Annotated in this window: 21 protein-coding genes and 1 tRNA gene; 16 read left to right on the forward strand and 6 right to left on the reverse strand. The window is 61.2% G+C overall.

The genetic code is table 11. From position 1 onward, the window contains the following. The first annotated feature begins 115 nt into the window (after nucleotides 1-115). The 3 genes from HHL22_RS20375 (at nucleotide 116) to HHL22_RS20385 (ending at nucleotide 5123) form a co-directional block, all read left to right on the forward strand. Nucleotides 116-2131, forward strand: a complete 2016-nt coding sequence (locus tag HHL22_RS20375) for a vWA domain-containing protein (RefSeq protein ID WP_169533221.1) — start codon at nucleotides 116-118, stop codon at nucleotides 2129-2131. Nucleotides 2132-2289: 158 nt separating this feature from the next. After that, nucleotides 2290-3735: an APC family permease gene (locus HHL22_RS20380; protein ID WP_169533222.1), complete on the forward strand. Its 1446-nt coding sequence runs from the start codon at nucleotides 2290-2292 to the stop codon at nucleotides 3733-3735. 131 nt (nucleotides 3736-3866) lie between these two features. Next, a complete protein-coding gene (locus HHL22_RS20385; RefSeq protein ID WP_169533223.1) occupies nucleotides 3867-5123 on the forward strand; it encodes a TPR end-of-group domain-containing protein in 1257 nt (418 codons plus the stop codon). Nucleotides 5124-5174: 51 nt separating this feature from the next. Here HHL22_RS20385 and HHL22_RS20390 read toward each other — a convergent pair whose 3' ends face one another. The 5 genes from HHL22_RS20390 to rocD form a co-directional block, all read right to left on the reverse strand. Then, the gene (locus tag HHL22_RS20390; RefSeq protein ID WP_169533224.1) at nucleotides 5175-5897 is read right to left on the reverse strand and encodes a DUF92 domain-containing protein; all 723 of its coding nucleotides are present in this window, start codon (nucleotides 5895-5897) and stop codon (nucleotides 5175-5177) included. A gap of 20 nt (nucleotides 5898-5917) precedes the next feature. After that, complete coding sequence (locus tag HHL22_RS20395; RefSeq protein ID WP_241738190.1) at nucleotides 5918-6433, reverse strand: GNAT family N-acetyltransferase; 516 nt, start codon at nucleotides 6431-6433, stop codon at nucleotides 5918-5920. Nucleotides 6434-6490: 57 nt separating this feature from the next. Beyond that, nucleotides 6491-7483: a porphobilinogen synthase gene (gene hemB, locus HHL22_RS20400; protein WP_195809340.1), complete on the reverse strand. Its 993-nt coding sequence runs from the start codon at nucleotides 7481-7483 to the stop codon at nucleotides 6491-6493. An 82-nt stretch (nucleotides 7484-7565) separates the two neighbouring features. Beyond that, the gene (locus HHL22_RS20405) at nucleotides 7566-7907 is read right to left on the reverse strand and encodes a hypothetical protein (RefSeq protein ID WP_169533225.1); all 342 of its coding nucleotides are present in this window, start codon (nucleotides 7905-7907) and stop codon (nucleotides 7566-7568) included. Nucleotides 7908-8251: 344 nt separating this feature from the next. After that, nucleotides 8252-9499 carry an ornithine--oxo-acid transaminase gene (gene rocD, locus HHL22_RS20410; RefSeq protein ID WP_169533226.1) on the reverse strand — a complete coding sequence of 416 codons (1248 nt, stop codon included), beginning with the start codon at nucleotides 9497-9499 and terminating at the stop codon, nucleotides 8252-8254. A 141-nt stretch (nucleotides 9500-9640) separates the two neighbouring features. Between rocD and HHL22_RS20415 the strand changes: the two genes are divergently transcribed. From HHL22_RS20415 to HHL22_RS20460, 10 genes are all read left to right on the forward strand, one after another. Next, a complete protein-coding gene (locus HHL22_RS20415; protein WP_169533227.1) occupies nucleotides 9641-9823 on the forward strand; it encodes a DUF5522 domain-containing protein in 183 nt (60 codons plus the stop codon). A 190-nt stretch (nucleotides 9824-10013) separates the two neighbouring features. Then, a complete protein-coding gene (gene rpmB, locus HHL22_RS20420; RefSeq protein ID WP_169533228.1) occupies nucleotides 10014-10253 on the forward strand; it encodes a 50S ribosomal protein L28 in 240 nt (79 codons plus the stop codon). Between the two features lie 202 nt (nucleotides 10254-10455). Beyond that, nucleotides 10456-10638, forward strand: coding sequence for a 50S ribosomal protein L33 (gene rpmG, locus HHL22_RS20425; protein ID WP_133659579.1), 183 nt, complete (start codon nucleotides 10456-10458; stop codon nucleotides 10636-10638). Between the two features lie 8 nt (nucleotides 10639-10646). Beyond that, nucleotides 10647-10799 carry a DUF4295 domain-containing protein gene (locus HHL22_RS20430; protein WP_169533229.1) on the forward strand — a complete coding sequence of 51 codons (153 nt, stop codon included), beginning with the start codon at nucleotides 10647-10649 and terminating at the stop codon, nucleotides 10797-10799. A 111-nt stretch (nucleotides 10800-10910) separates the two neighbouring features. Then, nucleotides 10911-11888 carry a signal recognition particle-docking protein FtsY gene (gene ftsY / locus HHL22_RS20435; RefSeq protein ID WP_169533230.1) on the forward strand — a complete coding sequence of 326 codons (978 nt, stop codon included), beginning with the start codon at nucleotides 10911-10913 and terminating at the stop codon, nucleotides 11886-11888. Between the two features lie 61 nt (nucleotides 11889-11949). Beyond that, nucleotides 11950-12393, forward strand: coding sequence for a Rieske (2Fe-2S) protein (locus HHL22_RS20440; RefSeq protein ID WP_241738191.1), 444 nt, complete (start codon nucleotides 11950-11952; stop codon nucleotides 12391-12393). Between the two features lie 95 nt (nucleotides 12394-12488). After that, a tRNA-Asn gene (locus tag HHL22_RS20445) sits at nucleotides 12489-12562 on the forward strand. A gap of 156 nt (nucleotides 12563-12718) precedes the next feature. Beyond that, nucleotides 12719-14038: a tyrosine-type recombinase/integrase gene (locus tag HHL22_RS20450; protein WP_169533231.1), complete on the forward strand. Its 1320-nt coding sequence runs from the start codon at nucleotides 12719-12721 to the stop codon at nucleotides 14036-14038. Between the two features lie 65 nt (nucleotides 14039-14103). After that, a complete protein-coding gene (locus tag HHL22_RS20455) occupies nucleotides 14104-14895 on the forward strand; it encodes a hypothetical protein (protein ID WP_169533232.1) in 792 nt (263 codons plus the stop codon). A 59-nt stretch (nucleotides 14896-14954) separates the two neighbouring features. Further along, on the forward strand, nucleotides 14955-15146 hold the full coding sequence (locus tag HHL22_RS20460; protein WP_169533233.1) for a hypothetical protein: 192 nt from the start codon (nucleotides 14955-14957) through the stop codon (nucleotides 15144-15146). On the opposite strand, the gene HHL22_RS20465 is transcribed toward HHL22_RS20460, so the two are convergent. After that, nucleotides 15143-15394, reverse strand: coding sequence for a hypothetical protein (locus HHL22_RS20465; RefSeq protein ID WP_169533234.1), 252 nt, complete (start codon nucleotides 15392-15394; stop codon nucleotides 15143-15145). The genes HHL22_RS20460 and HHL22_RS20465 overlap by 4 nt on opposite strands. 99 nt (nucleotides 15395-15493) lie before the next feature. Here HHL22_RS20465 and HHL22_RS20470 point away from each other — a divergent pair, with 99 nt between their 5' ends. The 3 genes from HHL22_RS20470 (at nucleotide 15494) to HHL22_RS20480 (ending at nucleotide 17230) form a co-directional block, all read left to right on the forward strand. Next, nucleotides 15494-16249, forward strand: a complete 756-nt coding sequence (locus HHL22_RS20470; protein ID WP_169533235.1) for an NUMOD4 domain-containing protein — start codon at nucleotides 15494-15496, stop codon at nucleotides 16247-16249. 180 nt (nucleotides 16250-16429) lie between these two features. Continuing rightward, on the forward strand, nucleotides 16430-16639 hold the full coding sequence (locus tag HHL22_RS20475) for a hypothetical protein (RefSeq protein ID WP_169533236.1): 210 nt from the start codon (nucleotides 16430-16432) through the stop codon (nucleotides 16637-16639). Nucleotides 16640-16693: 54 nt separating this feature from the next. Next, nucleotides 16694-17230 (forward strand): hypothetical protein, encoded by a 537-nt coding sequence (locus HHL22_RS20480; RefSeq protein WP_169533237.1) that lies wholly within the window; start codon nucleotides 16694-16696, stop codon nucleotides 17228-17230.

Consider the following 17230-nt stretch of genomic DNA (forward strand, 5'->3'; position numbering starts at 1 on the left):
CGCGCAAGCCGCCCTGGCCGCCACCGAGCGCTCGTCCGGCAAGGCCCCTCGTTGTGCAATTCGAAGCCCTCGGGCATCAAGCGGGTAGCGTATCACCAACCCCCGCTTCGCTGCCATGCACAACCTATCGCTTTTCCTACTGCTAGTAGCCCTAGGGCCCGCCGCGACCGGTGCTCAGCCCGCGCCGCCAGCTGCCCCCGCCGCGGTCACCTCCACGCGCACCATCAGCGGGCGCGTGACCGATGCTCAGGGCCAGGGCCTGCCCGGCGTAACGGTACTCGTGAAGGGTGCCACCCTAGGCACCAGCACCACCGCCAACGGCACCTACGTGCTGGCGGGCGTGCCAGCGCGCGGCCGGCTGCTGTTCAGCGGCGTGGGCTACGTAACCCAAGAGCTACCCCTGCCCGCCGCCGGCCAGCCGCTAAATGTGGTGCTGCTGGAAAGCCACCAGTCGCTGCAAGAAGTGGTGGTGGGCTACGGCGCGCGGCAGCGGCACGACGTAACGGGCGCCGTAGCCACCAGGCCAGCCCCAGCCCCGGTGATGGCGCCCCCGCCGCCGTTGCAGCAGCAGCTCCAGGGCCGGGCGGCGGGCATCCTGATAACGCCAGCCAGAACTAGTAGGCAGTTGAAATTCACGCCGCCGGTTGTGAAGCGCGATGAGGAAGTATGGCCCGCCCGCCCCGAGGCCGGCGCGGGCGACACCTACGCCAAGGTGCAAGAAAACGCCTTCCAGGCAGTAAAGCAAGCGCCGCTGAGCACCTTCTCGCTTGATGTGGACAATGCCAGCTACACCAACGTGCGGCGCTTCCTGAACGAAGGCCAGCTGCCCCCGCGCGACGCCGTGCGGGTCGAAGAGATGCTGAATTACTTCCGGTACCAGCTGCCCGCGCCGGCCGCCAGCAGCCCCGACCCGGTGCGCATCAGCGCCGAGCTAAGCGAGTGCCCCTGGGCCCTAGGGCACCAGCTGGCCCGCATCGGCATCCAAGCCAAAAACATCGAAACCGCCAGCCTGCCGCCCGCCAACCTCGTGTTTCTGGTCGATGTATCGGGCTCGATGGACGAGGCCGATAAGCTGCCCCTGGTGCAAGCCGGCTTGAAGCTGCTGGTGCGCCAGCTGCGGCCCCAAGACCACGTGGCGCTGGTGGCCTACGCCGGGGCGGCCGGCCTGGTGCTGCCCCCCACGGCCGGTAACCGGCAGCAGGAAATCCTCGACGCCATCGACCGCCTGCAGGCCGGCGGCTCTACGGCGGGCGGTGCGGGCCTGCGGCTGGCCTACTCGGTGGCGCAGCAAAACTTCCAGAAGGCAGGCAACAACCGCGTAGTGCTGGCCACCGATGGCGACTTCAACGTGGGCGAAAGCTCGGACGCGGCCATGGAGCAACTCATTGTGCAGCAGCGCGAAACCGGCGTGTTCCTGACTGTGCTGGGCGTGGGCCGCGGCAACCTGCGCGACAGCCGCATGGAATTGCTGGCCGACAAGGGCAACGGCAACTATGCCTACCTCGACAACCTCGACGAAGCCCGCCGCACGCTGGTGGCGCAGTTTGGCGGCACGCTCTTCACGGTGGCCAAGGACGTGAAGCTGCAAATTGAGTTCAACCCCGCCCGCGTGGCCAGCTACCGCCTCATCGGCTACGAAAACCGCCTGCTGGCCAGCGAGGATTTCAACAACGACCGCAAGGACGCCGGCGAGCTGGGCGCGGGCCACACCGTCACGGCCCTCTACGAGCTGGTGCCCCTAGGGTCGCCTAACCCCTTGGTAGACCAGCTAAAGTACGCGCCCCAAAATGTGCTGCTGCCCGCCGGCACCGCCGCCGAGGTGCTCACCGTGAAGCTGCGCTATAAGGAGCCGCAGGGCAGCGCCAGCCGCCTGCTGGCCCAGCCGCTGGCCGGTGCCGCCACGCCCATCGCCCAGGCCTCGGCCGACCAGCAGTTTGCCGCCGCCGTGGCCGAATTTGGCTTGCTGCTGCGCCAGAGCGAGCAGCGCGGCACTGCTACCTGGGCTAGCGCCACCCGCCTGGCCCAGGCCGGCCGCGGCCCCGACGCCGATGGCTACCGCGCCGAGCTGGTGCGCCTTATCGGGCTGGCCGAGGGCCTAGGGCCGGCCAGCAAGGCCGTAGGCGCGCGGTAGGGTATAAATAAAAGGTGGTCATGCTGAGTTTGCCGAAGCATCTCTCCCGCGCCGTATGGTAATCGTGACAACGACCTGCAAATGGCGCGGTAGAGATGCTTCGGCAAGCTCAGCATGACCACCTTTTTTCTCAGGTGCCTAGCCTACCTTCGCCACCTATGGCGCAACCCACTTTGCAGCGTCGCCTGGGCCTCCTCCAAGCCACGGCGCTCAATATGATTGATATGGTCGGCATCGGGCCCTTCGTGACCCTGCCGCTGGTGATGGGGCTCCTAGGGCCCAACTTCTTGCTGGCCTGGCTGGTAGGAGCGGGGCTGGCCTTTGCCGATGCCTGCATTTGGAGCGAGCTGGGCGCGGCCTACCCCGAGGCGGGCGGCTCGTACCGCTTCCTCAAGCTGGCCTATGGCGAAACCACCTGGGGGCGTTACATGTCGTTTCTCTACGTCTGGCAAACGCTTATTCAGTCGCCGCTGGTGCTGGCCTCGGGCGCCATTGGCTTTGCGCAGTACTTCGGCTTTCTGGCCAAGGGCCAACCCTGGTGGCACCCCGAAACCGCCTGGTGGCAGCCCAAGCTGGTAGCCGGCGCCACGGTGCTGCTGCTCATCGTGCTGCTCTACCGCCGCATCGAGGACATTGGCAAGCTGGGCGTGGCGCTGTGGGTGGGCGTGCTGGGGCTGATGGGCTGGCTGATTTTTGGCGGCCTCACCCACCCGCACTACCCGGTGGCCTTAGTGCCGGCCGGGGGCCTAGGGGCACTGCCCGGCCTGCTGCTGTCGGCCGCCATGGGCCAGGCCGCCGTCAAGAGCATTTACTCCTACCTGGGCTACTACAACGTGTGCCACCTGGGCGCCGAAATCAAGGAGCCGCAGCGCGTTATTCCGCGCAGCATGTTCCTCAGCATCATCGGCATTGCCTCGCTCTACCTGCTGCTGAATTGGAGCGTGGGCACCGTCATTCCGTGGCGCGAGGTGCAGGGCTGGCAAGCCAGCGCCAGCGACCAGTCGCAGTACATCGTGAGCGTATTTATGCAGCGCCTCTACGGCCCGGTGGCGGCTACCATTGCCACGGGGCTGGTGCTGCTGGTGGCCTTCGCCTCGCTGTTTGCGGTGCTGCTGGGCTACTCGCGCATCCCCTACGCCGCCGCCGCCGACGGCGAGTTTCTGCCCGTTTTTGCCAAGCTGCACCCCACCAAGCACTTCCCCTACGTGTCGCTGCTGCTGCTGGGCGGCGTGGGCTTCGTGTTCAGCTTGCTGTTTCGGCTGGGCGAGGTGATTTCGGCCATTCTGGCCATGCGCATTTTGGTGCAGTTTGTGGGGCAGGCCGTGGGGCTGGTGCTGCTGCGCCGCCGGCGCGGCACGGCCGCGCTGCCCTTCAAGATGCCGCTCTACCCGCTGCCGGTGCTGCTGGCGGTGGCCGTGTGGCTGGCCGTGTTTGCGGGCATCGCGCCGGTCGAGGTCAGCTGGGGCGGGCTGCACTTTCGCCTCTACTTCCAGCTGGCGGCCCTGGGCATGATGGCCCTGGGCACGCTGGCTTTCCTGCTCTGGAGCCGCCGCCTGGGCCGCTGGCCTTTTGCCGGAAAAACTGCTGCCGGGACGATAGGATAAAAAAAGTGCGGCGGACGTGTAATAAAGCGGGTATTAGTTCGGTAGTACTTTTAGCGCCCTAGGGGTGCTCGGCCAAGCTGCGCTTGCAGCAGGTAGCCAGGCTATTCCGATTACCTTTCACCTTTTCTCTTATGCTCCGTCGGTTACTGTTTGCCGCTGCTTTCCTAGGGTGCTGCCTGGCCGGGCAGGCCCAAAAAGCGCCCGCCAAAGAAACATTTGCCACCTACGACAGCCAGTTTGAGTTGCAGCGGCGCCAGCTGAGTGAGGCGCACCAGTACCCGCAGCTCCTCAAAATGTATGGCGACTGGCACCGCGCCTACGCCAAGCTACCCGCGGCCCAAAAGGCGGAGTTTCAAAACCGCCTGCCCAATATTTACTACAACGAGGCCTGCTACTACTCGCTGGCCCACCAGGCGGACCCGGCCGTGCGCTGCTTCGGGCAGGCTGTGGCCGCCGGCTGGCGCGACTACCAGCACGCTACTGTCGATACCGACTTCGACTACATCCGCACTAATCCGGGCTTTCAGCAGCAGCTGGCCGTGCTGCGCGAGCGCGGCGACTACCTCTACGTGCTGAAGCAAGCCGGGCCCTACGCCCCCGGCCCCGGCGCCGCACTGCCCGCCTACACCTACCAGCCCGCCGCCGAGCCCCACCTGGCCGCCCTGCGCCAGCGCTACAAGCTCGACTCGGTGGCCGGCCAGCAAAGCGACGTGGCCCGCTTCATCAATTTGCTGCACTGGGTGCACAACCAGGTGCCGCACGACGGCCAGCACGGCAACCCCGCCTCGCGCAATGCCCAGGATTTGCTGACCGTGTGCCAGCGCGACAAGCGCGGCCTCAACTGCCGGGGCCTGGCCACGGTGCTCAACGAGGTGTACCTGGCCATGGGCTACCAGTCGCACTTCGTAACCTGCCTGCCCAAGGACACGCTTGACCCCGACTGCCACGTTATCAACGTGGTATACGCCCCCAGTCTGCGCAAATGGGTATGGATGGACCCCACCAACGATGCCTACGTGATGAACGAGCAAGGCACGCTGCTGGGCATTGAGGAGGTGCGCGCCCGCCTGCTCGACGGCCGCCCCCTGCTGCTCAACCCCGACGCCAACTGGAACCACCGCCAAAGCGCCACCAAGGAGCAATACCTCTACTCGTACATGGCCAAAAACCTCTATAAGCTGGAGATTCCGGTGGCCAGCCAGTACGACTTTGAAACCCGCCAGCCCGGCCGCACCTACGAGTACCTGCAGCTGCTGCCCCAGGCGGCCCTAGGGAGCGGGCCCGCCACCCGTACCCACCACTACCCCAAGGAGGACGTCACCTTCACCACGCACACCACCAGCGACCCAGCCGCCTTCTGGCAGGTGCCGCCGGTGGCAGTCCCCTAGGGGTTCCCCGGCCGCTGTCAGCCCGCTGGTGCTTTAGCCAGCACCTACCCCCTAGGGCAGCCAGTGCCCCAGCGCCCCCGCTACCAGCGCGCCGGTTAGGGTATTGAGAAAGTTGACCGCGTTGTTGCTTAGGTAACCCCGCCGCTCCAGCGTGGCGCCCAGCACCGAGTCGGCCAGGTTGCCGGCCGTGCCCGCCACCAGCAGCCACCCAAAAGCCGGCCCCCAGCCAGCGCCTAGGCAGTACGCCGCCGCCAGCACGGCGCTGCCCGCCAGCCCCAGCGCCGTGCCTTCCAGGCTCACCACGCCGTTGAGGCCGCGCGCATCGGGCCGCAGGGTGAGGATATTATAGTAGCGGCGGCCATACACGTTGCCCAGCTCCGAGGCCAGGGTATCGGCGGTGGCGGCGGCAAAGCTGCTGGCCAGCATAAAGCAGGCCAGTGGCGCGGCGGGCGGCCACTGCCACGCCAGCAAACCCAGCACGCCCGCCACGCCCGCATTGGCCACTACCTGGCCGGCCGTGCGGCGGCCCCGGTTTTCCTCAGCTAGCCCCAGGCGGCGCTTATCGGCCACGCGCCAGCCGGAAGCGGCCGTGCCCAAGCCAAAAAACAGAGCCAGCTGCGCCAGCCCCCCGAAGCCGCTGCCCAGGTAGATGAGCAGCCCTAGGGCGCCGCCCACCCACACGGCGGCCGTAGTCAGCTTGCCCGCCCGCGCGCTGTAGCCCATGCCCAGGCCGAGCAGCAGCACTACCAGGCCTAAGCGGAGCAAATCAGTCATGAAGTAAAATATGGGCTTGGCTAGTCCACCCGCTTCTCGTAGCAGAAGAATCGTAGCCCCGGCCGAAATGCCAGTTTTATTTCGCCCGCGAAGCGGTAGCCGAGCTTGGGAAACAGCCGCTGCGTGGCCGCGTTTTCCGAGTTGGTATCTACGCGCAGGGTGTGCAGCCCTAGGCGGCGCGCTTCGGCTTCGGCCTCCGCCAGTAGCGCCTGAGCCACCCCTAGGCCCTGCGCGGCGGGCGACACGGCCAGCCGGTGCGTCACCACGGCCGGCTCGGCGGCGTCCCAGTCGGCGTCGGCATACTCGGGGTCCTGGTCCTGGGTAATAGCGGCAATGCCCACTACGGTGCCGGTCTGCTCGGCTACCCACAACTGCCCTAGGGCAATATCCTGCTGAAAAACCGCTTCGTTAGGATACTCGCTAGTCCATTGGTAATTGCCGGCGGCGTTCATTAGCGGCACCACGGCTTGCACTAACGCTACTACGGCGGGTAGGTCGGCGGGCGTAGCGCGGCGAATGGTCAAGTCGTGGGTCATTTGGCGGATATGGTAGAGTTCACCGTCCACATTCCCTATATTTTCACAGTCAACGCTCTAGCCCCGGCGCAGCACCTCGGCCGCTTCCTTGGCGAAGTAGGTGAGGATGGCATCGGCGCCGGCGCGCTTGATGCTCAGCAGCACCTCCATCATGGTTTTTTCGCCATCAACCCAACCGTTTTGGGCGGCGGCTTTTATCATCGCGTACTCGCCGCTCACGTTGTAGGCCGTCACGGGCAGGGTGGTGTGGTCTTTCACTTCCCGAATGATGTCGAGGTAGCTCAGGGCGGGCTTAATCATCACCATATCCGCGCCTTCCAGCTCGTCGAGGGCCAGCTCGCGCAGGGCTTCGCGGCGGTTGGCGGGGTTCATCTGGTAGCTTTTCTTATCGCCTTTTTTGGGGGCCGAGTCCAGTGCGTCGCGGAACGGGCCGTAGAAGGCCGACGCGTACTTAGCCGTGTAGCTCATGATGCTCACGTGCTGAAACGCGTTGCTGTCGAGCACATCCCGAATCCAGGCCACGCGCCCATCCATCATGTCGCTGGGCCCGATGATGTCGGCGCCGGCGCGGGCCTGGGCCAGGGCCATCTGGCCTAGTATTTCCAGCGAGGCATCGTTGAGAATTTCACCCGTTTCCTGGTTCACCACCCCGTCGTGCCCGTCCGAGCTATAAGGGTCCATCGCCACGTCGGTCATCAGCACCACGTCCGGAAACTGGCGCTTGATGTCGGCCACTGCCCGCAGGTACAGCCCATCCAGGTTGGCCGATTCGCGGGCCAGCGGGTCCTTCAGCGCATCGCTGATGCTCGGAAACGGCGCAAACGTGTGGATGCCTAGGGCCACGGCCGCCCCTACCTCGTCGATAACGCGGTCGGCCGAGTGGCGGTAAATGCCCGGCATCGACTTGACTTCCAAACGTTGATTCTGCCCTTCGATAAGGAAGAGCGGGTAGATAAAATCGTGGGCCGTGAGGCGCGTTTCCTGCACTAGGTCGCGGATTACCTGGTTTTTGCGGTTGCGGCGCGGGCGGTTCGTGGGAATAATCGGCATAAGGCGAAAGCAAAAAGGCAGTCAAAGCTAAAGCTAGGCTAACCGCCCTGGGGCCGAAAAGATTTAGACCCCGCGCCGCGCCTTACTTCGCCGGCTTGCTTTTCTTCTTGCCCCCGCTTAGCAGGCTATACAGCAGAAACAGCACCAGCAGCCCCGCTGCCGCAAAGCCCACGCCCGTGAAAAAGCCCGTGCCGAAGATGACGCTCACCAGCGCCCCTAGGCCCGCCAGCAGCCCCAGCACGACGGCAAGAAAAAACAGCGCAATTCCCCCGAGGCCGTTTTCGGTGGTGTGGGCCGGGCCGGCCGTGGCGCGCTGGCGCAGCAGCGGCCGCAGCACCCACCGGCCAGCCCCGGCCAGGCGGCTGGGCGCGGCGGCTGGGCTAAGCGTAGGCAGTGTTTCGGGGGCTAGAGGCTGCGGAGCCATCGCGGTGCGGGCAGCTGCCGGGTGCCTGGGCTGCGGCGCTGGACTAGGCGCCGACGAACCCGCTAGACGTTCGGCTAGAACTGGCTGGCTGAGCGCCGCCGGTGCTTCAATTGGTGCCGGAGCGGCACTGGTAGCCACTGCTGCCTGGGTAGCTCGCGGGCCCGGGGTAGCAGTGGGCGCTACTGGCTGAAACTGAAATGCTACGCGTTCGGCCTGGCAGCCGGCGAGCAAAAAGGGAAGGGCAAGGAAGAGTTTTTTCATGAGCAAAAAGCGCGGCGCCCCGGCCAGCCGGCCAGCGCGCTGCGCCTAGTACGTGCCCGCCGGCCCGGTGGGTACGCCCGCGCTTAAAACCCGCGCAAAACCTCGCTAATCAGCGCGCAGGCCGCGCGCAGCTCACTTTCCGAAATCACCAGCGGCGGGGCAAACCGGATGATGTCGCCGTGGGTGGGCTTGGCCAGCAGGCCGCGCTCGGCCAGGGCCAGGCATACGTCCCAGGCGGTGCGCCCGTCGGGCGTGGGGCGGATAACCACCGCGTTGAGTAGGCCCCGGCCGCGCACTAGCTCAACCAGTTCGGGCCGCTCGGCCTGCACATGGCGCATTTCAGCCCGGAAAATCTCGCCCAACTGAAATGCCTGCTCGGCCAAATGTTCCTCCTCTAATACATCGAGCGCCGCTTGCAGCACGGCACAGGCCAGCGGGTTGCCGCCAAAAGTGGAGCCGTGCTGGCCGGGCTGAATGGTGAGCATTATCTCGTCGTCGGCCAGCACCGCCGACACGGGCAGCACCCCGCCGCTGAGAGCTTTGCCCAGTATCAGCACGTCACCCCGCACGCCCTCGTAGTCGGCGGCCAGCCGGCGGCCGGTGCGCCCCAGCCCGGTTTGAATCTCGTCGGTAATGAGCAGCACGCGGTGCTGGCGGCACAGCGCGGCCGCCTGCGCCAGGTAGCCCGCGCGGGGCACCACCACGCCCGCCTCGCCCTGGATGGGCTCAACCAAAAAGGCGCACACGCGGGGGTCGGCCAGGGCGGCGCCTAGGGCCTCCAGGTCATCGTAAGGCACCACTTGGTAGCCCGGCACGAAGGGCCCGAAACCGCCTGTGCTTTCCCCGTCGGTGCTGAAGGAAATGATGCCGGTGGTACGGCCGTGGAAGTTGTGCTCGGCCACCACAATGCGCGCCTGGTTGGGCGCAATACCCTTTTCCTGGTAGCCCCACTTGCGGGCTAGCTTGAGGGCCGTTTCTACGGCCTCAGCCCCCGAATTCATTAGCAGCGCCTTGTCGTAGCCAAACAGCTCGCAAAGCTGCTGCTCGGCCGGCCCCAGCCGGTCGTTGAAGAAAGCCCGCGACGTGAGCGTAAGCCGCTGGGCCTGCTCGGTGAGCGCCGCAATAATGCGCGGGTGGCAATGCCCTTGGTTCACAGCCGAATAGGCCGATAAGAAATCGAAGTAGCGCTTGCCGTCCACATCCCACAGGTAGGGCCCTAGGCCCCGGCTCAGCACCACCGGCAGCGGGTGGTAGTTGTGGGCACCGTACTGGTCTTCGAGCTGCATCAGGTGCTCGGCGCGGGTCGAGAGGGTAGGAGCGAGGGCAGACATAGGCGGGTGGAGCAAGGAATAAAGACCAAGAATAAAGCCGGGCGGCGCGAGCTTTGCAGCTGGGCGGGCGCAAGCGCTGCCACCGCCTTAACGAAAACGGCTGCCCTAGGGTGCCACCGCCCCCAGTCTAGCCCGCCGCCCATGCCCGCCCCCGACCCGCGCTTCGCCGCCTTCGCTAAGCTGCCCCTGCAGCCCGGCGATACCTACCACACGCCTGAGGGCTACCTCGTCTTCACCGAGCAGTACCACCTGCGCCGCGGCTTTTGCTGCGGCAGCGGCTGTCGGCACTGCCCCTGGAAAAATGGTCGGAATGTAAAAATGTGAGAATGTGAAAGATGGAGAAGTGTATAAAAGGAGCTAAACGTAGGCTGCTTCGCAGGGGGTGGCTGTTGCTTACATCCGCACATTTCACACATTCCCACATCTTTCACATTCTCACGTTTTTTACATTCCGACCATTTTTCCCTATCTTTGCGGCCCGTTTCGTAGTAGCATCATCTAACCCAACGATATCATGGCTCGAGTTTGTGATTTGACCGGCAAGCGTACCCGCGTAGGCAACAACGTATCGCACGCCAACAACAAGACCAAGCGCAAGTTTTACCCCAACTTGCAAAAGAAGCGCTTCTACATCCCGGAGCAAGACGCCTGGGTAACGCTGCGCGTAGCTGCCTCCACCATCCGCACCATCAACAAGAATGGCATCATGGCCACCTTGAAGAAGGCCAAGGAGCAGGGCTTCATCGTTTACTAAATTTACCAAGGGTAACTTTTTCGGGCCTGCCACAGCGCCGAAACCTGACTTTCTACCCGAAAGCCGGGTTCCGGCGCTGCTGCTGAAAGCTGGTGCCACCCGCCCTAGGGGCGTAGTAGGCAGGCTAGCAGCGTTTTGCGGTTCGCTGAAAAAGCCGTACCTTTGCAGTCCTAAATTCGAAAACTAATTCCCCCTACCCGCCATGGCCAAGAAAGGAAACCGGGTGCAGGTTATCATGGAGTGCACCGAGCACAAAAACTCGGGAATGCCGGGTACCTCGCGCTACATCACCACCAAGAACCGTAAGAACACCCCCGAGCGCATCGAGTTGAAGAAATTCAACCCGATTCTGCGTAAAATGACCGTTCACAAAGAGATTAAATAACCTGCGCTATGGCTAAGAAAGTAGTTGCTACGCTGAAAACTGCCACCGGCAAAGACTGGGCGAAGGTGATTCGCGCCGTGAAATCGGAGAAAACCGGTGCCTATACCTTCCGCGAGGAAATGGTGCCCGTTGACAAGGTGCAGGACGCCCTCAAGGGCTAGGCCCTAGCCTTCCTTGATGTTTAATAATGAAAAAGTCCCGCCTTCGTGGGACTTTTTTCGTGTGGTACGGCCAGCCAACGGCCGAACGTTCTTCTTTATTAACCAGCAGCTATGGGACTTTTCGACTTTTTTAAGAAGGACAAGGAAAATAAGGAGCAGCAGCAGGCGCTTGATGCTGGCCTGCAAAAAACCAAAACCAATTTCTTCGACCAGCTTAGCAAAGCGGTGGTGGGCAAGAGCACCGTGGATGAGGCCGTGCTCGACGACCTCGAAACCCTGCTGGTGCACGCCGACGTGGGCATTGATACCACGGTGAAGGTTATCAACCGCATTGAGCAGCGCGTAGCCCGCGATAAGTACGTGAACACCACCGAGCTGGACCGCATTCTGCGCGAAGAAATTGCCGACCTGCTCGACCGCAACGCTGGCACCACCGGCTCGCGCGCCATCCTGGACCGGCCCGATACCCCCGGCCACCCCTTCGTCATCATGGTGGTGGGCGTGAATGGAGTGGGCAAAACCACGACCATCGGCAAGCTGGCGCACCGCTTCCACAGCGCTGGCAAGAAGGTAGTGCTGGGGGCGGCCGATACGTTCAGGGCCGCCGCCGTTGACCAGCTCATCGTGTGGGGCCAGCGCGTGGGCGTGCCCGTTATCAGCCACGGCATGAACACCGACCCTGCGTCGGTGGCCTACGACGCTGTGCGGAAGGGTGTGGAGCTGGGCGCCGACGTGGTGATAATTGACACCGCCGGCCGCCTGCACAACAAAGTGAACTTGATGAATGAGCTAAGCAAAATCAAGCGCGTGATGCAGAAGGTTATCCCCGATGCGCCGCAGGAAGTGCTGCTGGTGCTCGACGGCAGCACCGGCCAGAATGCTTTTTTGCAAGCCAAGGAATTTACCCGCGCCACGGAGGTAACGGCGCTGGCCATCACCAAACTCGACGGCACGGCCAAGGGCGGCGTAGTTATCGGCATCTCCGACCAGTTCAGCATCCCGGTGCGCTACATCGGGGTAGGGGAGAAGATGACCGACCTGCAATTATTTGACCGCCACACCTTTGTTAATTCGCTGTTCAAGAAATAACGGCCCGGCAAACTACGACGGCGCGGCGCGCGTTGGAGCAGCGTACTTACGATACTTGCGTATGCGCTTTAGTTGGCTAGGGGTGCTAGCAGCGGGAATGCTGGCTGCCTGCAATTCGGGAACGGGTACGCAGCCGCTCATCCCTACGGTGCCCGTTAATGTGCAGCTCGACTTGCTGGACCAGCAAAACAAGGCCCTGCGCTTCGACAACGGCGTGGTGGCCATTCCGCCCGGTAGTGCCAACGGCCACGGTGGCATTAAGGGCATTTACGTGGTGCGCCAGAATGCTACCACGTACACGGCATTCGAGCGCAACTGTCCCTACCAGCCGCTTGATGCTTGCGCCACCGTTACGCTCGACCGGTCGTCGCGGCTGTTTTTTCGCGACTCCTGCTGCACCTCCCAGTTCAACCTGCAAGGCCAGGTAACAGGTGGCCCCTCGGCCCGCCCCCTGCGCCAATACGCTACCAGCCTCAGCGGTAGCCTGCTGACAATCACGAACTAAGCAGTATTTATGCAAAAAAATGCGGCCTAGGCTTGTTTTATCAAAAAAGCTATTCCTATCTTTGCAGCCCGAAAGCGCCGGTTTCGGACTTATTAGCTTCCTTAGCTCAGCCGGTTAGAGCATCTGACTGTTAATCAGAGGGTCCCTGGTTCGAGCCCAGGAGGGAGCGCTTAAACAAGACTCTACCCGCCCTAAACAGGCGGGTATTGTTGTTTCTAAGCCACTTGCGGGCTCTTTTTCAGGGCCGAAGTGTGATGAAGTAGGAAGAAGTCTAGTAGAAAACCGACCCCAAAAGCGGCCACCCGGCCGTCCACCCACCCGCCCCGTGTACGCCCCTGCCGCCTACAAGCGCAAAATCACGGTCAGCTTTAAGCCCCGGCGCGAGAAGCAGAACAAGCAAGGGCTGTGCCCCGTGCGGGCCATCGTGCGCTGGCACGGGCAGGAGTTTCTCTTTGCCACGGGCGAGATGGTGCCGCTCAGCCGGCCGGGTAAGGCGGGTAAGATGGAAGTACTCTGGACCGATGAGGGTTGGGTACAGCGGGGCAACGACCAGGCGGCCGCTATCAACGCCCGGCTCTCGGCCTGGGAGCTGCGCATCACCACCGTTTTTAACGGCTTGTTCGACGCGGCCCCGTTCACGCCCGTGCCGAAGGTCGAGCTACTGGCCGCCCTCTTCCCCGAGGGGACTACGGAGGCCGGCGGCAAGCCCGCCCAGCTGCGCACCTTCCGCGAAGTGCTGGAGGAATGGAAGAAGCTCAACCGCAACCTAGGGGTGGCTTCGCTGCGCAAGTACGACCAGATGGCCACCCGGATGGAGCAGTGGCGGCCCGAGCTGCGGCCGGCGGCCGTCACTCAAGGTGTGGCCCTCGAATACGTGCAGCACCTACTGGACCTGCAAAAGGCCGACGCGACCATCAAGGTGCACCTGCGCGCCATCAAATTCTGCCTCGAAACCCTCGGGTTGCCTAGCGAGCACAAGTGGCTGGAGTACTCGGCCAAGAACGCGCCGCAGCTGGACCTGGAGGTGCCCGAGCTGTGGGCCCTGCTGGCCCTGCGCCCGCCGAGTGAAGCGCACCGCATCGAGCGCGACCGCTGGGTGCTGCAGCTGCTCTGCGGCCGGCGCTACGAGGACATGGCCAAGCTAGACCCTCGCCAGCGCACGCCGCTCTACTTGGCCGACGGAAAGGTGGTGCCGGCGCTCAACCACGCGCAGGGCAAGACAGCCAGCGATACGCTCGTGCCCCTGCCGCCGCTGGCCGTGCGCCTAGGGGAGCGTTACAACTGGCAGTTCCCGGCGGCTACGCACATCGTGCGCAACCAGCTGATGAAGGAGGTGGCGCGCGCCGCTGGCCTCACCCGTGAGTTCGACGACCGCACCATCTCGGGCGGCAAGGCCATTAGCCACTGGCGGCTGGTCTGGCAGGTCATCGGCACCCACACAGCGCGCCACACGGGCGCTACGCTCATCAAGCAGGCCAGCGGCAACAAGTCGCTGGCGAAGCTGCTGCTAGGCCACGCTGACGAGGATGTGACCGATGTGTATGCCAAGGACCACGCCCGGCAGCTGGCGCCGGCGCTACTGGCGGCTTGGCAGCAGGTGCTAGGGCAGTGGTATGATGCAGAATTGCCTCTCGAAAAGCAATAAATTATTGCTCTAAAGTAGAAGTAAACTTAAAACCCTTAGCAATGTCGCTGCGATTTAATTTTAATATGGACTCGGCATTCGTGCGAGCAACCTATTCATTTGTTACTAAAGAAAATTCAATAGCTAACGAAAGATTTATAATTCTTGCATTGGATTTACAAAAAACTTCTCATGAATTGGAGCGTGTAATGATAAAATTAGGTCAAGGCACTGAAACTGAAATGGAAGACGTTTATTCAGCTATTATTAATATTTGGAATGTTATAAACATTTCTCATAAGATGTTTAATCTGAACGCATCTATGGGCATTATATTCAAAGATAATGCTTTAAAAAGGGTCGAACGCGTCACTAGATTTGCACATGCTTATGAAAACTTGGATAAATTGGTAGCAAGCCTTTTTTTAAAGGATGAAAATGGAGAATCTGTATTAGGAGATTTTACTTGGCGATACAAAGAGAAGAATGAAGATACTGTTATTACCTTTTTCCATAAGGGAGGCTCTATGAGAGGAGAAGGTCGTGGCATTATAATAAATATTAATCAAGATATTACTGATATGTACTACGGTCGCACGGGTATTCACAATTTAACATTGTTAGCTTATGAGCAAAGTGGCAATGGCGACTTCGTGCTTTCAAGTATTGATATTGATGATATTATTTATGGATTAACTGAATTGATTCATTCTATGAATACTGCATACAGTAAACTTGAAAACCAGCTTATGAGAACTGAGGTTGAAGGTGAATCCTTGATGCAAAGCATTGGCATGTTTAGATTCGTTGGTCCAGCTAGAAAGTTAGACGGCGGAGCAATTGCATATCCAGTAGTAGTTACTCACGTAAATGATTAAGCTACAAAATAATTCTAATTTCTCGGGTTCAGTTAAGCTATGATACTCTTGTATATTTCATGCCCACCCCAGTCGAGAACCCGCGCCGTGCCGAACTGCTAACTGCCCTTTCGGCCCTAGGCCTGGAGGAGCAGCGCGACTTCTGGCTCATCTACAACGGCACAAGCTGGAAGCTGCGCTGGTTTGCGCACGCCACGCCTGAGCAGCACGTGCAGGGCGACCAGCTGGTAAACTCGCTACTCAATAATTAAGGCAGGTCCGGCAGCCGCACATAGTGGCTATAATCCTCCAGCGGCACCGCACTCACGAAGCTGCGCAGCACCATCGGCTTATCATCCTCAATGCCCACCTCCACAAAGAAGCCGCGCCCCTCGTCGGCGCAGTGGTAGAGGTTGACGCCACCCTGGCTTTCCCAGCGCTGGGCCAGAAAGGTGCCGTACTTGAGCACCCAGTACACTTGCACCACGGGCGAGAGCAGGCGGAAGGCGTAGAAGCTCATGGGTGCTTAGTCGTTAGGAAAGGTTTGGCAGTATACTGCCTACTGCGCTTACCGACACCGGTAGGGTCGTCGGCAACTAGCCCTTCATACGCTATCCTAGTGGAACAGCACAGAATCCTTACGCCCTGGCTTGATACGGACCTGGCCGACATCGACGGGGAGGAGTGGCGCGACATTCGGGGCTACGAGGGGGCCTACCAGGTGTCCAGTTACGGTCGCATCAAGTCACTCGCCCGCCACGACCGGCTGGGTCGCTTCGTGCGCGCCCGCATCCGGCGCCTGAGTTTTCATCCGCAGGGCTTTACGACGGTGGGGCTGCGGCAAGACGGCCTGGAGAACTCCTACGCCATCATGCTGCTGGTGGGCAACGCCTTTCTGACCAAGCAGCACCCCGACCAGATTTATATGCACCGCAATAAAAACCAGCTGGATAATCGCGTGGCCAATATCCAGGTGGGCACCTGGGCCGAAAGCCACTCGCTGGACCTGGCGCTGGGCAAAAAGACGAGCCGCACCCCGACGCTGGTGGCCTACCAGCAGCAGCGCGCCGCGCAGCACCTGGAGCAGTTCGGCATACGCCAGCAGGGGCAGCTCAGCGCCAAAACCTGCCCGGTTTGCTTGGTGGCCCAGCCGCTCACGGCCTACTATAAAAACCATCACCGCTGCAAGGCGTGCTACCTGCAAAAACTAGGTATCAAATCCGTGGGTAAGCTGGCGGCCAGCCAGGCCCTAGGGGAGCAAGGCTTACGAAAATGCAGCAAGTGCAAGCAGATTAAGCCCTTCGCTGATTTTGGGAACAGCAAGCGAAACGCCTTTGGCAAACAGTACGCGTGCAAAGCCTGCCAAAAGGTCTAGCAGCTAGGGGCAATGAAAAGCCCCGGCCGGTTGGTCGGGGCTTTGGAGTTTGTTTAATAGAGCACGGAAAGCCTATAGCGCCCGACCTACGGTTAAGCTTACCTATCTGGATTGCTGCCCGCTAGTTTGCCAATATTATTGGGACTACTTAAATTAGCAGAAACAAGTCTCTTTTCCGCTATGGCCAAGCCCGACCGCAAACCCGACCCCGACTTTGAACCTGACTACGATACGGCCGACCCTGACTACGACGAGGGCGCGCAAGCCGAGTACAGCGACAGTAGCGAGCCCGACTATGATGAGGGAGCCCAGCCTGATTACGACGCTGATTTCCGCGACCCCGATGCGCAGGAGGGTAGCCAGGAATATTACAAGCGTAGCCAGAAATAAGCAAGCCCCGGCCATTTGGTCGGGGCTTTTGGCTTGTCACCTATCTTGGCAGGCATGAAAAAGCTATTATTCATGCTGCTACTGCCATTTCTTTCCTGGGGCCAAGCCCAAAAGATGGCTACCACCCATAGGCAAGTGCCAAGCTTATTGGGTATAGGACCATTCCTGATTAACGAAACCACCGAAGCAGACCTATCTAAAATTTGCCTTAGGGCCGGTATTTCACTGCAGGAAAGCTACAGTTTGCACCCTGAACGCGAGGCTGGAGATAGCATAATTGCTTTTAGAATTCCTTATGAATCGGAAGACACATATTCAGACGCCTCCTATTTAGCAAGTCCATCTAAACATGCTATCGTTTATTACTTGCCAGAGTTTACTGTTGGTGACATTAAAATAAACGAATTGTCACTTACTATCTATAATGGTAAGCTTGTTAAAATCTACACATCAAGGCTAGATGATTTGCCCGAGCTATTTAAAGCGAAATACGGCGTTCCAGTTGTGTCAAGCCTGAAAAGTGCAACCAAATGTGTTTATAAACTATCTGGGCGTACCGTGGCATATAATGATGAAAGTTTTTTTGAGTGA

The sequence above is a fragment of the Hymenobacter polaris genome, assembly GCF_012927305.1.
GTDB classification, from domain to species: domain Bacteria; phylum Bacteroidota; class Bacteroidia; order Cytophagales; family Hymenobacteraceae; genus Hymenobacter; species Hymenobacter polaris.

Bases quoted from the DNA above. Each gene is read 5' to 3' on its own strand.
- HHL22_RS20375 (WP_169533221.1), top strand. From the start codon at position 116: ATGCACAACCTATCGCTTTTCCTACTGCTAGTAGCCCTAGGGCCCGCC.
- HHL22_RS20380 (WP_169533222.1), top strand. From the start codon at position 2,290: ATGGCGCAACCCACTTTGCAGCGTCGCCTGGGCCTCCTCCAAGCCACG.
- HHL22_RS20385 (WP_169533223.1), top strand. From the start codon at position 3,867: ATGCTCCGTCGGTTACTGTTTGCCGCTGCTTTCCTAGGGTGCTGCCTG.
- HHL22_RS20390 (WP_169533224.1), bottom strand. From the start codon at position 5,897: ATGACTGATTTGCTCCGCTTAGGCCTGGTAGTGCTGCTGCTCGGCCTG.
- HHL22_RS20395 (WP_241738190.1), bottom strand. From the start codon at position 6,433: ATGACCCACGACTTGACCATTCGCCGCGCTACGCCCGCCGACCTACCC.
- hemB (WP_195809340.1), bottom strand. From the start codon at position 7,483: ATGCCGATTATTCCCACGAACCGCCCGCGCCGCAACCGCAAAAACCAG.
- HHL22_RS20405 (WP_169533225.1), bottom strand. From the start codon at position 7,907: ATGGCTCCGCAGCCTCTAGCCCCCGAAACACTGCCTACGCTTAGCCCA.
- rocD (WP_169533226.1), bottom strand. From the start codon at position 9,499: ATGTCTGCCCTCGCTCCTACCCTCTCGACCCGCGCCGAGCACCTGATG.
- HHL22_RS20415 (WP_169533227.1), top strand. From the start codon at position 9,641: ATGCCCGCCCCCGACCCGCGCTTCGCCGCCTTCGCTAAGCTGCCCCTG.
- rpmB (WP_169533228.1), top strand. From the start codon at position 10,014: ATGGCTCGAGTTTGTGATTTGACCGGCAAGCGTACCCGCGTAGGCAAC.
- rpmG (WP_133659579.1), top strand. From the start codon at position 10,456: ATGGCCAAGAAAGGAAACCGGGTGCAGGTTATCATGGAGTGCACCGAG.
- HHL22_RS20430 (WP_169533229.1), top strand. From the start codon at position 10,647: ATGGCTAAGAAAGTAGTTGCTACGCTGAAAACTGCCACCGGCAAAGAC.
- ftsY (WP_169533230.1), top strand. From the start codon at position 10,911: ATGGGACTTTTCGACTTTTTTAAGAAGGACAAGGAAAATAAGGAGCAG.
- HHL22_RS20440 (WP_241738191.1), top strand. From the start codon at position 11,950: ATGCGCTTTAGTTGGCTAGGGGTGCTAGCAGCGGGAATGCTGGCTGCC.
- HHL22_RS20455 (WP_169533232.1), top strand. From the start codon at position 14,104: ATGGACTCGGCATTCGTGCGAGCAACCTATTCATTTGTTACTAAAGAA.
- HHL22_RS20460 (WP_169533233.1), top strand. From the start codon at position 14,955: ATGCCCACCCCAGTCGAGAACCCGCGCCGTGCCGAACTGCTAACTGCC.
- HHL22_RS20465 (WP_169533234.1), bottom strand. From the start codon at position 15,394: ATGAGCTTCTACGCCTTCCGCCTGCTCTCGCCCGTGGTGCAAGTGTAC.
- HHL22_RS20475 (WP_169533236.1), top strand. From the start codon at position 16,430: ATGGCCAAGCCCGACCGCAAACCCGACCCCGACTTTGAACCTGACTAC.
- HHL22_RS20480 (WP_169533237.1), top strand. From the start codon at position 16,694: ATGAAAAAGCTATTATTCATGCTGCTACTGCCATTTCTTTCCTGGGGC.